This is a genomic window from Kosakonia sp. LAM2021 (assembly GCF_016620385.1).
In the GTDB taxonomy this organism is placed as follows: Bacteria; Pseudomonadota; Gammaproteobacteria; order Enterobacterales; family Enterobacteriaceae; genus Kosakonia; species Kosakonia sacchari.
Window position 1 is genome coordinate 1 of sequence record NZ_JAENHT010000016.1, and the last position, 13,561, is coordinate 13,561.

Genomic DNA, 13,561 nt, shown 5'->3' on the forward strand with positions numbered 1-13,561 from the left:
GCTTTCCCGCCGTGAAGTCAACTGTTTATTTTCAGATTTCCTCACCTGACAGGCCGGTGTGTTTGCCGTTGTGCCGTGTCAGTGGAGGCGCATTATAGGGAGTTAATTCCCGCTGACAAGTATAAATTTAAAAAAAGTTTTCGTTCGCTTAATTTTCAGTCGCAACGGCCGCTAATCGGTCGATTTGCACTTTAATTGAGCGATTTCGCGGGCAAAACTCGCTACATGCTGCCAGTCGGTATAGACAACTTCCTTCGTGGGATCCGTTTCGCCGCCGGTCATCTTCATAATCAGTTGAATCATCAAGCGGTCATACCAGCGATAATGTGGATAACGCAGCGCACCGGCAAACACCGCACACTGATCTGGCTGCCACGGTGAAGAGAGTAAAAATTTGCGCGTATAGCTATTGGTTTGCGGAGAGCTTTTCTCAGGCTTACGCGCAACAAGGTTAACGGAGTAGAACGCGCTCGGTAGCGTATTCAACTGCTGCAGGTGCTTTTTCACAAAGCTCGCCAGCGCCGGGTGGAAATGGCCGTAACGGATAGACGCACCAATCACCACGCGTTCATAGTTATCCCATTCAATATCTGGCGTACGGTTCAGGTTCACCACATCAGCATAAACACCAAGCTCTTTCAGCTCGGACGCCAGGTAAGAGGCGATTTCCCGCGTTTGCCCATCCCGGGTCGAAAATAGAATCAATGTTTTCACGTCACACTCCCTTATTCGCGCCAGAAAGTTGGGGTAAACAGTACCAACAATGTGAAGACTTCAAGGCGACCAAACAGCATATTCGCGATGAGGATCCACTTCGCCACCGGGTTCATACTCGCGAAGTTATCAGCAACTACGCCCAGCCCCGGCCCCAAGTTATTCAGCGTGGCGACAACCGAAGCAAAGGCAGAAAAATCATCCACGCCCGTGGCGATAATCGCCAGCATGCTGACAATAAACACCAGCGCATAGGCAGAGAAAAACCCCCACACCGCTTCAAGAATACGTTCCGGCAAGGCGCGATTCCCAAGCTTAATGCTGTAAACCGCATTCGGGTGGACCAGACGTTTCAACTCGCGGTTACCCTGTTTGAACAGCAGCAATATGCGGATCACTTTTAAACCACCACCGGTAGAACCCGCACAGCCACCAATAAACGCCGAACACAATAGCAGTACCGGCAAGAACAGCGGCCAGCGCGCAATACTGTCAGTAGTAAACCCGGCAGTGGTTGCCATCGACACCACCTGAAAGAAAGCCTGATTCACCGTCGTTACCGCAGAGCTGTAAACATCGTGGAACCACAGCACCACGGTGCAGATCACCACCAGCGTCAGTTGCACGCCGATGAACATTCTGAATTCAGGATCGCGCCAGTAAACTTTCAGGCTGCGCCCGCTCAGTAAAGAGAAGTGCAGGCCGTAGTTACATCCAGAGATCAATAAGAAGATAGCAATGATGGTGTTGATAGTTGGGCTATTGAAGTAACCCACACTGGCATCGTGTGTCGAAAAGCCGCCGATGGCGATGGTCGCGAAACTATGGCCGATAGCATCAAAAGCGGGCATCCCGGCAAACCACAGCGCCAGAGCGCAAGCTACGGTCAGCAGCACATAAATAAGCCACAGCGTTTTCGCCGTTTCGGCAATACGCGGGCGCATTTTGTTATCTTTCAGCGGCCCGGGCATTTCCGCGCGGTAAAGCTGCATCCCCCCCACGCCCAGAATCGGCAGTATCGCGACCGCCAGGACAATGATCCCCATCCCACCAAACCATTGCAGCATCTGGCGGTAGAAGAGGATGGCATGCGGCAACGAATCCAGCCCTACCAGCGTGGTCGCCCCGGTAGTCGTCAGGCCAGAGAAGGATTCAAAAAAGGCGTCAGTCACCGTCAGGTTCGGGCTTTCAGAGAAAATAAACGGCAGCGCGCCCACACTCCCCAGCACGGTCCAGAACAGCACGACGATCAAAAAGCCTTCGCGGGATTTCAGTTCCTTTTTCTCCCGACGGTTCGGCCACCACAACATGGAGCCAATCACCAGCGCAGCGAAAAAGGTCTGGGTAAATGCACGACCCGCACCATCGCGGTAAATAAGGGCTACCAGTCCGGGTAAGATCATCGTTCCGGAAAAGAGGATAACCAGCAGTCCAACGATTCGGGTTATGGCGCGAAATTGCATCTCTGCCGCTTCCTTAGGTGTTCAGAAAATCAGGTGGGGGATTATTCTTCAGTTTTTAACAATTGCAATGCGCCACGACTAAAATCAGCAAGCCTTGCTGAAAATGCGTCCAGTCTGCTGTGAGGAAGCGCCACTCGCAGATGCACGGAAGCCTGATACTCGCTTGCGACAATTTTCCCCTCAAATTGCCCAAGCAGCGTTTCAACTCCGGCGAGCTGTGCGTAATCGCACCACAAAGTATATTCGGTTAATGGCGTTTTGCGGACGGTGGTTAACAGGCTTAACGCCTGTTGCACACCGCCACCGTAAGCTTTCACCAGCCCACCGGTTCCCAGCAGCACGCCGCCATAATATCGCACTACGACGGCGGTAATTTCGCCGATACCGCTGCCCATTAACTGCGAGAGTATCGGTTTACCCGCCGTGCCCGCCGGTTCGCCATCGTCAGAAAAGCCTAGCTGCTGCGAATCATCCGGCGCGCCTGCGACCCACGCTACACAGTGGTGACGCGCGTCCGGATGTTCCGCCCGAACGGCGTCGACAAACGCTTTTGCCGCATTAACACCATCCGTATGCGCCAGCAGCGTAATAAAGCGGCTCTTTTTGATCTCCTCGCTAAAGGTGACCGGTGCCGCCGGGATCAGCCAGCTCTCCATTACGCCAGCTTCTGGTCCCGCGTCATGTTTTCAATGCTGTTTTCGTGGATAACCACGTTATCTTCAATACGAATGCCGCCAAACGGCTTCAGCGCATCAATTTTCTGCCAGTTGAAGTGCTTGCTGAGCGGGCCATCGCGCCACGGCGCCAACAGCGACTCAATAAAGTAGATACCCGGCTCGATGGTCAGCACCATGCGCGGTTCCATCACGCGTGTGCAGCGCAGATACGGGTATTTCGATGGCGCAGCCAGATGCGTACCGCTGTCATCTTGCATAAAACCCGCAACATCATGTACTTGCAAGCCAAGCGGGTGACCAATACCGTGCGGCATAAACGGCCCGGTAATATCCTCCTCAACCATGGCTTCTTCGCTGATATCCGTAATGATTTGGTGGCGACGCAGCAACTTCGCGATACGCTGATGGAACTGCACATGGTACTCCACGTAATTGACACCCGCTTTCATGGTGGCAATCAGCGCCAGCTGTTCATCGTTGACGTCTTTCACCAGTTGCGCGTAATCGGTATCGCTGTTCGCCGCCCAGGTACGCGTCAGGTCAGCGGCATAGCCGTTGTACTCCGCGCCAGCATCCAACAAGAAACTGCGCATTTCCGCCGGTGCGCGGTGGTCGAGTTTGGTGTAATGCAGCACAGCGGCGTGTTCGTTTAGTGCAACAATATTGCCATAAGGCACGTCAGTATCGCGATGACCGGTGGCGGTCAGATATGCAAGATTGATGTCGAACTCGCTCATGCCGGACTGGAACGCCTCATGCGCGGCGCGATGACCAATCACCGCCGTCTTCTGCGCTTCACGCATGCACGCCAGTTCATAATCGGTTTTATACGCGCGGTAATAATGCAGATAATCGATCACCCCTTTCGGGTTGATATTGCTTGCCGCAATATCAAGGCTCAACGCGCGTTCCGCAACGGGCCCAATATAGGCAATATTGCCGCGTGCGGCTGGTAGTTGGCTGCCAATGCCGTCCGCTTTCGGCAGCGCAATAACGTCAATCTCTTCGGTCCAGAAACTGGTCGGCAACGGCTCCACGTTGTGCCAGTAGTCCACCGGCAAGTAGAACCACAGCTTCGGTTTATTCACACCATCAACCAGCAGCCAGCAGTTCGGTACCTGCGTGACCGGTACCCAGGCTTTAAATTGCGGGTTCACTTTAAACGGGTATGGGTGGTCATCAAGAAAGACATTAAACAACTCGCCGGAGTGAATAAGTAACGCGTCGAGTTTAAACCGCGCCAGCACGTCACGCGTGCGTTCCTGCAAAGTAACAATATGATTTTTATAAAGTTCAGCCAGTGAGTCCATCGTTTTTCCTTCTGTTTCTTGTGACCTCAAGTTTTCGCATCTTAGCACACCTGCCCGCAACTGAGTGATTTCCGCCGAGCGTGATCGGCGCTGCATTTTTTTAATGAGTTATTTGCATTTTATTAACACAAAAACCACACTCCGCTTCATCTGGTACGACCAGATCACCGCTGGATTCAGGAGACTGACATGCTCTACAAAGGCAACAACCTGTACCTCGACTGGCTGGAAGACGGCATCGCCGAACTGGTGTTCGATGCGCCTGGCTCAGTTAACAAGCTTGATACCGCTACCGTCGCCAGCCTTGGCGAAGCGTTGGGCGTGCTGGAAAAGCAATCAGATTTAAAAGGGCTGCTGCTGCGCTCAGAAAAAGCAGCCTTTATTGTCGGTGCCGACATCACCGAATTCCTCTCCCTGTTCCTGGTCCCGGAAGAACAGTTGAGCCAATGGCTGCACTTTGCTAACAGCGTCTTTAACCGTCTGGAAGATCTGCCAATTCCGACGATCTCCGCCGTGAATGGCTATGCCCTCGGCGGCGGCTGCGAATGTGTACTGGCAACAGACTACCGCTTAGCCACACCAGATCTGCGCATTGGCCTGCCGGAAACCAAACTCGGCATCATGCCAGGCTTTGGCGGCTCGGTGCGTATGCCGCGTCTGTTGGGCGCCGATAGCGCACTGGAGATCATCGCCGCCGGGAAAGATGTCGGCGCGGAACAAGCACTGAAAATCGGCCTGGTCGATGGCATCGTCAAACCGGAGAAACTGCGTGATGGTGCGGTGGCGATTCTGCGCCAGGCGATTAATGGCGATCTCGACTGGAAAGCCAAACGCCAGCCGAAGCTGGAGCCCTTGAAGCTGAGTAAAATTGAAGCCGCCATGAGCTTTACCATCGCCAAAGGCATGGTGATGCAAACCGCCGGAAAACATTACCCGGCACCGATCACTGCGGTTAAAACCATTGAAGCCGCCGCCAGATTGGGCCGCGAGGAAGCGTTGAAGCTGGAAAACCAGAGCTTTGTTCCACTCGCGCATACCAATGAAGCCCGCGCGCTGGTCGGCATTTTCCTCAATGATCAGTATGTGAAAGGCAAGGCGAAGAAACTCACCAAAGATATTGAAACGCCAAAACATGCGGCTGTGCTGGGTGCAGGCATTATGGGCGGCGGTATCGCTTACCAGTCGGCCTGGAAAGGCGTGCCGGTATTAATGAAAGATATCAATGAGAAATCCCTCGCGCTTGGCATTAATGAAGCGGGCAAGTTACTGAATAAGCAGCTTGAACGCGGCAAGATCGACGGCCTGAAGCTGGCGAATGTGATTGCCACTATTCAGCCAACGCTGGAATACGCTGGTTTTGAGCGTGTCGATGTGGTGGTTGAAGCGGTAGTAGAAAACCCGAAAGTGAAAAAAGCGGTGCTGGCGGAAACAGAAGACAAGGTTCGCCCGGATACCGTTTTGGCCTCCAACACCTCCACCATTCCGATCGGTGAACTGGCAAGTGTGCTGAAGCGGCCGGAAAATTTCTGCGGCATGCACTTCTTCAACCCGGTGCACCGTATGCCGCTGGTTGAGGTTATTCGCGGCGAGAAAACCTCTGACGACACCATCGCGAAAGTGGTGGCCTGGGCGAGCAAGATGGGCAAAACGCCGATTGTGGTCAACGACTGCCCAGGCTTCTTTGTTAACCGCGTGCTGTTCCCCTACTTTGCCGGGTTCAGTCAGTTGCTGCGCGACGGCGCGGATTTCCGCAAAGTCGACAAAGTGATGGAAAAACAGTTCGGCTGGCCGATGGGCCCGGCTTATCTGCTGGATGTCGTGGGCATCGACACCGCACATCACGCACAAGCAGTGATGGCGGCTGGATTCCCGCAGCGGATGCAAAAAGATTATCGCGATGCGATTGACGCGCTATTCGACGCTAACCGCTTTGGACAGAAAAATGGCCTCGGTTTCTGGCGCTATAAAGAAGACAGCAAAGGCAAACCGAAGAAAGAAGAAGACAGCGCCGTAGACGGCATGCTGGCGGAAATCAGCAAAGGCAAAACCGACTTCAGCGACGACGAAATTATCGCCCGCATGATGATCCCAATGGTCAACGAAGTGGTGCGCTGCCTTGAGGAAGGCATTATCGCCAGCCCCGCAGAAGCAGATATGGCGCTGGTTTACGGCCTGGGCTTCCCTCCGTTCCACGGCGGTGCGTTCCGCTGGCTGGATACGATCGGCAGCGCGAAATACCTCGATATGACGCAGCATTATCAGCACCTTGGTCCGCTGTATGAAGTGCCGGCCGGGCTGCGTGAAAAAGCGCGTCACAACGAACCTTACTATCCTGCGGTTGAACCTGCGCGCCCGGTGGGCGATTTGAAAACGGCTTAAGGAGTCACAATGGAACACGTTGTCATTGTCGATGCGATTCGCACCCCGATGAGCCGTTCAAAAGGCGGCGCATTTCGCAATGTGCGGGCGGAAGATCTTTCCGCTCATCTGATGCGTAGCCTGTTGGCGCGCAACCCGGCGCTGGATGCAAGCGCTATCGACGACATTTACTGGGGTTGTGTACAGCAGACCCTGGAGCAGGGCTTCAACATTGCCCGTAACGCCGCGCTGCTGGCTGAGATCCCACATTCTGTACCCGCCGTAACGGTTAACCGCCTGTGCGGCTCCTCAATGCAGGCGTTGCACGATGCCGCGCGTATGATCATGACTGGCGATGCGCAAGTTTGTATGGTTGGCGGCGTGGAACATATGGGCCACGTACCGATGAGTCACGGCGTTGATTTTCATCCGGGCATGAGCCGTAACGTCGCAAAAGCGGCGGGGATGATGGGGCTGACCGCTGAAATGTTATCGCGCATGCACGGTATCAGCCGTGAAATGCAGGATACCTTTGCCGCGCGCTCCCATGCTCGCGCCTGGGCCGCAACACAATCCGGTGCATTCAAAAATGAGTTGATCCCTACCGGCGGCCACGATGCGGACGGCGTACTGAAACAGTTTACCTATGACGAAGTGATCCGCCCGGAAACCACGGTCGAAGCACTGTCGACTCTGCGCCCGGCCTTTGATCCGGTAAGCGGCACCGTTACCGCTGGCACCTCTTCCGCGCTGTCAGACGGCGCATCAGCAATGCTGGTGATGAGCGAGAGCCGCGCCCGTGAGCTTGGTCTGAAGCCGCGCGCGCGCATTCGTTCGATGGCGGTTGTCGGCTGTGATCCGTCGATCATGGGCTATGGCCCGGTTCCGGCTTCTCAACTGGCGCTGAAAAAAGCCGGATTGACCGCCAGCGATATCGACCTGTTTGAGATGAATGAAGCGTTTGCCGCGCAGATCCTGCCGTGTATTAAAGATCTGGGCCTTATGGAGCAGATCGACGAGAAGATCAACCTCAACGGCGGTGCGATTGCGCTTGGTCACCCGCTGGGCTGCTCCGGAACACGTATCAGCACCACCTTGCTGAACCTGATGGAACGCAAAGACGCACAATTTGGCCTGGCGACCATGTGCATCGGATTAGGTCAGGGGATCGCTACGGTGTTTGAACGCGTTTAGTGCTTCAAACGGGAAAAGTGCAGTCTCAATACCCTGAACGCCACAGTAAGGCAGCAACAGCGCGGATCCCCGGCGCGTAGCCGGGGTGAGCAAAAGCAGCCAGCAGTGCTGATGGCGATTAGGGCAAAGAGAAAAGGTCTGTCAAGCCATTGGTGCCAGAGCAAAGCGGCAACTGAGTGAATACCCGGCAGCATAGTGGTATGTAACCGGGGTGAGCGAAAGTAGCCAACACGCGATGGTGTCAAGGGTAAAGAGAAGGTTTAGTTGCCGTTCTTCCCGCCTGTCAGGGGCGGGTTTTTTATTTCTGTTATCCGGCAGGCAACCACCGTATAGAGTAAAGAGAAAAGGCGATATCAAAGCCGCTGGCGGCAGATCAGGGCAGGAATAAATCAATCCCCGGCAGCATAGTGAACTATGTGACCGGGGAAAGCGAAGGCAGCCAGTGCGGCCAGAGTGACAAAGGTGAAGACAGGCTTAGATAAACGCAAACGCATCGCCAAACAGGCGATCTTCACGCGCACCGCGCTCATTACAGAACAGATCGCGGGCGATTTTCGCCATCTCGAAACGACCCGCAATATAGATATCGTGCTCGGTCAGCGAACCGAAATCCTGCAACACCGCAGCCAGCACAGTGCCAGAGCGGCCGCGCCAACCCGCTTCCGGCTGCTCAACGACGGGCACGACACGCAGATTCGGATGATCCACCGATAACGCTTCCAGCTCGCTTAAATCGTAGAGATGTTTCTCTTCGCGACCGCCCCAGTAAATGGTGATTTCACGATTCGGGTTTTGCGCCAGAGAGGTCAGCAAAATAGAGCGGACATACGAGAAGCCGGTACCACCGGCAATCAGCACCATCGGACGCTCTTCATCGTCACGCAGCCAGGCCTCGCCGTGCGGAATATCGATAACGATTTCCCGATCTTTCAGAATGCGATCCATCACCGCCATGGCGTAGAGATTCAGCTCAGACGCGCCAATATGCAGTTCGATAAAATCATGCTGATCCGGCGTCGAGGCCATAGAGAACGGGCGCTTGTCTCGCTCATCCATCACCACCATCAGATACTGGCCCGCGCGGAACGAAAAAGCCGCCTCCGGCACTAAACGGACACGATATACGGTATCAGTGATGGCCTCTACCGAGGTCACTTTACAGCTTAAGGTTGTCATGCGCTCTCTCTGTCGGGTCTATTTTCGTCGTTCAGTATGGCCAGTTCATCCCAGATGGCGTCGATTCTTGCCGTAACTTCCGGGTCTTTCTTGATGGGGCGACCCCATTCACGCTGGGTCTCGCCCGGCCATTTATTGGTGGCATCCAGTCCCATTTTGGAGCCCAGCCCGGAAACCGGCGAGGCAAAATCCAGATAATCAATCGGCGTGTTTTCCACCAGAACCGTATCCCTCGCAGGATCCATTCGGGTGGTAATCGCCCAAATAACGTCATTCCAGTCGCGGGCGTTCACATCGTCATCGCACACGATCACAAATTTGGTGTACATAAACTGACGCAGGAAAGACCAGACGCCCATCATCACGCGCTTGGCGTGACCGGGGTACTGTTTCTTCATGGTGACTACCGCCAGGCGATAGGAGCACCCTTCCGGCGGCAGGTAAAAATCAACGATTTCCGGGAACTGCTTTTGCAGGATCGGCACGAACACTTCGTTTAGCGCCACGCCCAGCACTGCCGGCTCATCTGGCGGACGGCCAGTATAAGTGGAGTGGTAAATCGCATCTTCGCGCTGCGTAATATGGGTAACCGTAAACACCGGGAAATTATCGACTTCATTGTAATAACCGGTGTGATCGCCATACGGCCCTTCCGGCGCCATCTCACCCGGCTCAATATAGCCTTCCAGCACGATTTCTGCACTGGCAGGAACTTCAAGATCGCTTGATACGCACTTCACCACTTCGGTTTTTGTGCCGCGCAGTAATCCGGCAAAGGCATATTCAGACAGCGTATCCGGCACCGGTGTCACCGCGCCGAGAATGGTTGCCGGATCGGCACCCAGCGCCACCGCAACCGGGAAACGCTCGCCAGGATGCGCTGCCTGCCACTCCTGAAAATCGAGCGCTCCACCGCGATGGGAAAGCCAGCGCATGATTAATTTGTTTTTACCGATCAGCTGTTGGCGATAAATACCCAGGTTCTGCCGCTCTTTGTGCGGGCCACGCGTCACGGTCAGCCCCCAGGTGATCAGCGGCGCGGCGTCTTCGGGCCAGCACTGCATAATCGGGATGTTGCGCAGATCAACGTCATCACCCTGCACCACTTTTTGCTGGCAAGGGGCACCGCGCAAACGTTTTGTCGGCATATTCAGCACCTGCTTAAACTGCGGCAGTTTATCGAACAGATCGCGAAAACCTTTTGGCGGCTCCGGTTCTTTGAGAAACGCCAGCAGTTTGCCCACGTCCCGTAAAGCACTGACATCATCTTGCCCCATGCCCAGCGCTACGCGGCGCGGCGTGCCAAATAAGTTGCACAGCACCGGCATGGTGTAACCTTTGGGATTTTCAAATAACAACGCCGGGCCACCCGCACGCAGCGTGCGGTCGGCTATTTCCGTCATTTCCAGATAAGGGTCAACCGGAAGAGTGATGCGTTTCAGCTCGCCCTGCTGCTCAAGCAGCGTCAGGAAGTCGCGTAGGTCGTTGTATTTCATGCGGTCTATTATCGCCTCCAGATAAGGGACTTATTATACGGTGTTCGTCCGGCGGTTGCTGTATTTTTGTTAAATCTGCGTGAATTACAACGACATCTTTAGGCGCAAGTTATAATCAACTTAGCCATCATGCCGCGGTTTTGATATTCTTGCGCCCGAACTTACGGAAAAGAGTCATTATGCGATCCTGGTATCTACTTTACTGCAAACGTGGCCAGCTTCAGCGCGCCCAGGAACACTTAGAACGCCAGGCGGTCAGCTGTCTGACGCCTATGATTGCACTGGAAAAAATGGTGCGCGGCAAACGCACAACAGTGAACGAACCTCTTTTCCCGAACTATTTGTTTGTGGAGTTCGATCCTGAAGTGATTCATACCACCACAATTAATGCCACGCGCGGCGTCAGCCATTTCGTCCGCTTTGGTATGCATCCGGCAACCGTTCCGCAATCCGTCATTCAGCAGCTTTCACTCTATCAGCCAGAAGGGATTACCGACCCTGACACGCCTTATCCAGGCGATGATGTGGTGATCACCGAGGGCGCACTCGAGGGGTTGCAGGCGATCTTTAAAGAGCCGGACGGTGAAGCGCGCTCCATGCTCTTGCTCCACCTGCTCAATAAGCAGGTACTGCAAAGCGTCAAAAATACCGATTTTCGCAAGGCGTGAGCGTCGCGTTAAAAATCCACGCCGAATAACCGCCGCACGTTCTGATCCGTTACCGAACTCAGCCACTGAGCATCTTCACCACGAAGCTCAGCCACAGCGGCAAGAATATGCCCTAACAGTGCCGGTTCATTACGTCGCGAGGCTGGTTTTGGTTTGAGATCGCGTGGCAACAAGTACGGTGCATCGGTTTCAATCAATAGCCGCTCGGTGGGGATCAGCGGAACCACTTCACGTAATTCCAGCCCGCGACGTTCATCGCACACCCAGCCGGTAATGCCTAAGTAGATGCCGCGATCGAGGCAATCTCGCGCTTCCTGCGCCGAACCAGTGAAACAGTGCAGCACCGCGCCGGGTAACTTATCCAGCCATGGATCCAGCAGCGTCAGAAAGCGTTCATGCGCATCGCGGCAGTGCAGAAACACCGGCATGTTTAGCTCGGAAGCCAGCGACAGTTGCGCGCCGAAAGCGTACTCCTGCTCCTGCGGCGTCGAGAAATTACGGTTGAAATCCAGCCCGCATTCACCCACGGCAACGACTTCAGCTGTAGCCGCCAACGCGCGGATCGCTTCTGCGGTTTCATCCGTCCAACCACTGCTGTCATGCGGATGCACGCCAGCAGTTGACCAGCAATGAGGGTAGCGTTGAGCGACTTGCTGTGCCTGCTGGCTTTCATGCAGATTGGTTCCGGTAATGAGCATTCCCGTCACACCCGCCGCTTGCGCCCGCGCCACGGTGTCATCCCGATCTTTGGCAAACTGACTGCTGGTTAAATTCACACCGATATCAAACATGCTTTTTCCCATACAACAACCGCCCTGACGGGCGGCTGGTAATTACTCTTCGCTGGTTTCTGTTTCATTCTCTTCGTCAGGAATGCGGCGCTTGCCGACGTAGAAGCGAGCAAAAAAGACGCCGACTTCGAACAGGCAATACATCGGGATTGCCAGTAAAGTCTGCGAGAAGACATCCGGTGGTGTTAGCAACATGCCGACAACAAACGCGCCAACCAAAACGTACGGACGTTTTTGCCGCAGATCGGCAGGTGTGGTCACGCCCATCCAGCACAGCAGCACAATAGCAACCGGCACTTCAAACGAAACGCCGAAGGCCATAAACAGCGCCATTACGAAGCTAAGATAACTGGCGATATCAGTGGAAACCTGCACGCCTTCCGGCGCGGTGTGTGTCAGGAAACCGAAGGCCAGCGGGAACACCACGAAATAGGCGAACGCCATGCCGATGTAAAACAGCAGCGAACTGGAAACCAGCAGCGGCACCACCAGACGACGCTCATGCTTGTATAACGCCGGCGCGACAAACGCCCAGACCTGATACAAAATGACCGGCGCGGAAAGGATCAGCGACACCATAAAGGTTAGCTTGATCGGCGTAAAAAACGGTGAAGCCACGTCGGTGGCAATCATCGTCGCGCCCAGTGGCATCTGCTTGATGAGCGGTGCGGAAACCAGTTGATAGATATCATTCGCGAAGTAAACCAGCGCGAGGAAAATCACGATAACGGCGATAATGCAGTTCAGCAGACGCTTACGCAGCTCAATAAGGTGTGCGATCAGCGGTTGGGTATCGTCTACAGCCATGTTCAGGATTTATCACTTGAAGAGGGTGTGGATTCGGAAACCGGCGAGGCCGCTTGCACCGCAGTAGTTACCTGCGGTGCTTTTTTCGTTTCCGCAACGTCGGGGATTTGCTGCGGCGAACTGGCCTGGTTTTCAGCGGCGGCAGGCGTAACGCCTTCATGCTGCGCTTCGTTATCTTTCACTACCGGGTTATGGATGGTATGCGCTTCATCGCTGGCTTTTTCGACATCGTTAGCGCTATAAGAGCGTTTCATCGATTCCGCCGCCTGGCGCAGCTCATCCATCGACTGCTTTAACTCTGGCGTCAGGTTTTCCAGGCTCGCTTTTTCCACCTTTTTCAGGCTGTCCTGGAATTCCTGCAGCTTCAGTTCCTGCGTCAGCTCATTCTGCACCGTCGTCGCCAGCGAGCGCAGCGCGCGGACCCAGCCCGCTACCGTACGCACAGCCACGGGCAGCCGTTGCGGCCCTAATACTACGAGGCCAATGATGAAAACGAGTAACAGTTCGCCAAAACCTATATCGAACACGAATTACACCTGCTCTTTGTCGTGACGTTTTTCGTCTTTTTTAGCGTCGTCGGATGTCTTGCTGTCGGAAAGAGACTTTGCCGTAAAATCCGCATCTTGTGCCGATTTATCCTGCTTTTCCTCTTTATCGTCATCACCCATGGCCTTTTTGAAGCCTTTAATGGATGCGCCCAGGTCGGAACCAATAGAACCGAGCTTTTTGGTGCCAAACAGCAGCACAACGATGACCGCAATAATCAACAACTGCCAAATGCTGATACCACCCATACATAGTCCTCTGTAACAGATGATGTTAAAAACAGGCCCCAGTATACACTTTATCCATTAAGCTGCCTCTTTGTTGACAGCTTCTGTGCACCAGGCCCACCCGGGCGGCGTTT

The 13,561-nt window shown here is 54.5% G+C and carries 13 protein-coding genes; 3 read left to right on the forward strand and 10 right to left on the reverse strand.

Annotated elements, in window-relative coordinates; genetic code table 11:
- Positions 1-171 precede the first annotated feature (171 nt).
- The 4 genes from hemG to pepQ are packed head-to-tail and all read right to left on the reverse strand — an operon-like array spanning position 172 to position 4,164.
- Positions 172-714: a menaquinone-dependent protoporphyrinogen IX dehydrogenase gene (gene hemG, locus JKP81_RS22155; protein WP_200553467.1), complete on the reverse strand. Its 543-nt coding sequence runs from the start codon at positions 712-714 to the stop codon at positions 172-174.
- An 11-nt stretch (positions 715-725) separates the two neighbouring features.
- Positions 726-2,177, reverse strand: a complete 1,452-nt coding sequence (gene trkH / locus JKP81_RS22160; protein WP_200553469.1) for a Trk system potassium transporter TrkH — start codon at positions 2,175-2,177, stop codon at positions 726-728.
- 41 nt (positions 2,178-2,218) lie between these two features.
- Entirely contained in the window at positions 2,219-2,833 is a 615-nt protein-coding gene (locus tag JKP81_RS22165) for an IMPACT family protein (protein WP_200553471.1), read from the reverse strand.
- Positions 2,833-4,164, reverse strand: a complete 1,332-nt coding sequence (gene pepQ / locus JKP81_RS22170; RefSeq protein WP_200553473.1) for a Xaa-Pro dipeptidase — start codon at positions 4,162-4,164, stop codon at positions 2,833-2,835. The genes JKP81_RS22165 and pepQ overlap by 1 nt, the downstream gene beginning before the upstream one ends.
- 189 nt (positions 4,165-4,353) lie before the next feature.
- Here pepQ and fadB point away from each other — a divergent pair, with 189 nt between their 5' ends.
- Both fadB and fadA read left to right on the forward strand, forming a co-directional pair.
- Positions 4,354-6,543, forward strand: a complete 2,190-nt coding sequence (gene fadB, locus JKP81_RS22175) for a fatty acid oxidation complex subunit alpha FadB (protein ID WP_200553475.1) — start codon at positions 4,354-4,356, stop codon at positions 6,541-6,543.
- 9 nt (positions 6,544-6,552) lie between these two features.
- Entirely contained in the window at positions 6,553-7,716 is a 1,164-nt protein-coding gene (gene fadA / locus JKP81_RS22180; protein WP_200553477.1) for an acetyl-CoA C-acyltransferase FadA, read from the forward strand.
- A gap of 474 nt (positions 7,717-8,190) precedes the next feature.
- On the opposite strand, the gene fre is transcribed toward fadA, so the two are convergent.
- Together fre and ubiD are read right to left on the reverse strand one after the other, a co-directional pair.
- The gene (gene fre / locus JKP81_RS22185) at positions 8,191-8,892 is read right to left on the reverse strand and encodes an NAD(P)H-flavin reductase (protein WP_200553479.1); all 702 of its coding nucleotides are present in this window, start codon (positions 8,890-8,892) and stop codon (positions 8,191-8,193) included.
- A complete protein-coding gene (gene ubiD / locus JKP81_RS22190) occupies positions 8,889-10,397 on the reverse strand; it encodes a 4-hydroxy-3-polyprenylbenzoate decarboxylase (protein ID WP_200553538.1) in 1,509 nt (502 codons plus the stop codon). Before ubiD ends, fre begins: the two co-directional genes overlap by 4 nt.
- Before the next feature lie 170 nt (positions 10,398-10,567).
- Here ubiD and rfaH point away from each other — a divergent pair, with 170 nt between their 5' ends.
- On the forward strand, positions 10,568-11,056 hold the full coding sequence (gene rfaH, locus JKP81_RS22195) for a transcription/translation regulatory transformer protein RfaH (RefSeq protein ID WP_017459761.1): 489 nt from the start codon (positions 10,568-10,570) through the stop codon (positions 11,054-11,056).
- 8 nt (positions 11,057-11,064) lie between these two features.
- Here the strand turns inward: rfaH and tatD are convergent, their stop codons facing one another.
- Genes tatD through tatA form a run of 4 tightly spaced genes read right to left on the reverse strand, consistent with a single transcriptional unit; the run spans position 11,065 to position 13,448 of the window.
- Positions 11,065-11,847 carry a 3'-5' ssDNA/RNA exonuclease TatD gene (gene tatD / locus JKP81_RS22200; RefSeq protein ID WP_200553481.1) on the reverse strand — a complete coding sequence of 261 codons (783 nt, stop codon included), beginning with the start codon at positions 11,845-11,847 and terminating at the stop codon, positions 11,065-11,067.
- Positions 11,848-11,889: 42 nt separating this feature from the next.
- Complete coding sequence (gene tatC, locus JKP81_RS22205; RefSeq protein WP_017459759.1) at positions 11,890-12,654, reverse strand: Sec-independent protein translocase subunit TatC; 765 nt, start codon at positions 12,652-12,654, stop codon at positions 11,890-11,892.
- A 2-nt stretch (positions 12,655-12,656) separates the two neighbouring features.
- Positions 12,657-13,181: a Sec-independent protein translocase protein TatB gene (tatB, locus tag JKP81_RS22210; RefSeq protein ID WP_200553483.1), complete on the reverse strand. Its 525-nt coding sequence runs from the start codon at positions 13,179-13,181 to the stop codon at positions 12,657-12,659.
- Positions 13,182-13,184: 3 nt separating this feature from the next.
- Complete coding sequence (tatA, locus tag JKP81_RS22215; protein ID WP_200553485.1) at positions 13,185-13,448, reverse strand: Sec-independent protein translocase subunit TatA; 264 nt, start codon at positions 13,446-13,448, stop codon at positions 13,185-13,187.
- Positions 13,449-13,561: the final 113 nt, after the last annotated feature.

Excerpts from the sequence above, each read along its gene's own strand:
- JKP81_RS22165 (WP_200553471.1), bottom strand. The coding sequence starts at position 2,833 with ATGGAGAGCTGGCTGATCCCGGCGGCACCGGTCACCTTTAGCGAGGAG.
- fadB (WP_200553475.1), top strand. The coding sequence starts at position 4,354 with ATGCTCTACAAAGGCAACAACCTGTACCTCGACTGGCTGGAAGACGGC.
- tatA (WP_200553485.1), bottom strand. The coding sequence starts at position 13,448 with ATGGGTGGTATCAGCATTTGGCAGTTGTTGATTATTGCGGTCATCGTT.
- pepQ (WP_200553473.1), bottom strand. The coding sequence starts at position 4,164 with ATGGACTCACTGGCTGAACTTTATAAAAATCATATTGTTACTTTGCAG.
- tatD (WP_200553481.1), bottom strand. The coding sequence starts at position 11,847 with ATGTTTGATATCGGTGTGAATTTAACCAGCAGTCAGTTTGCCAAAGAT.
- fadA (WP_200553477.1), top strand. The coding sequence starts at position 6,553 with ATGGAACACGTTGTCATTGTCGATGCGATTCGCACCCCGATGAGCCGT.
- fre (WP_200553479.1), bottom strand. The coding sequence starts at position 8,892 with ATGACAACCTTAAGCTGTAAAGTGACCTCGGTAGAGGCCATCACTGAT.
- trkH (WP_200553469.1), bottom strand. The coding sequence starts at position 2,177 with ATGCAATTTCGCGCCATAACCCGAATCGTTGGACTGCTGGTTATCCTC.
- rfaH (WP_017459761.1), top strand. The coding sequence starts at position 10,568 with ATGCGATCCTGGTATCTACTTTACTGCAAACGTGGCCAGCTTCAGCGC.
- tatC (WP_017459759.1), bottom strand. The coding sequence starts at position 12,654 with ATGGCTGTAGACGATACCCAACCGCTGATCGCACACCTTATTGAGCTG.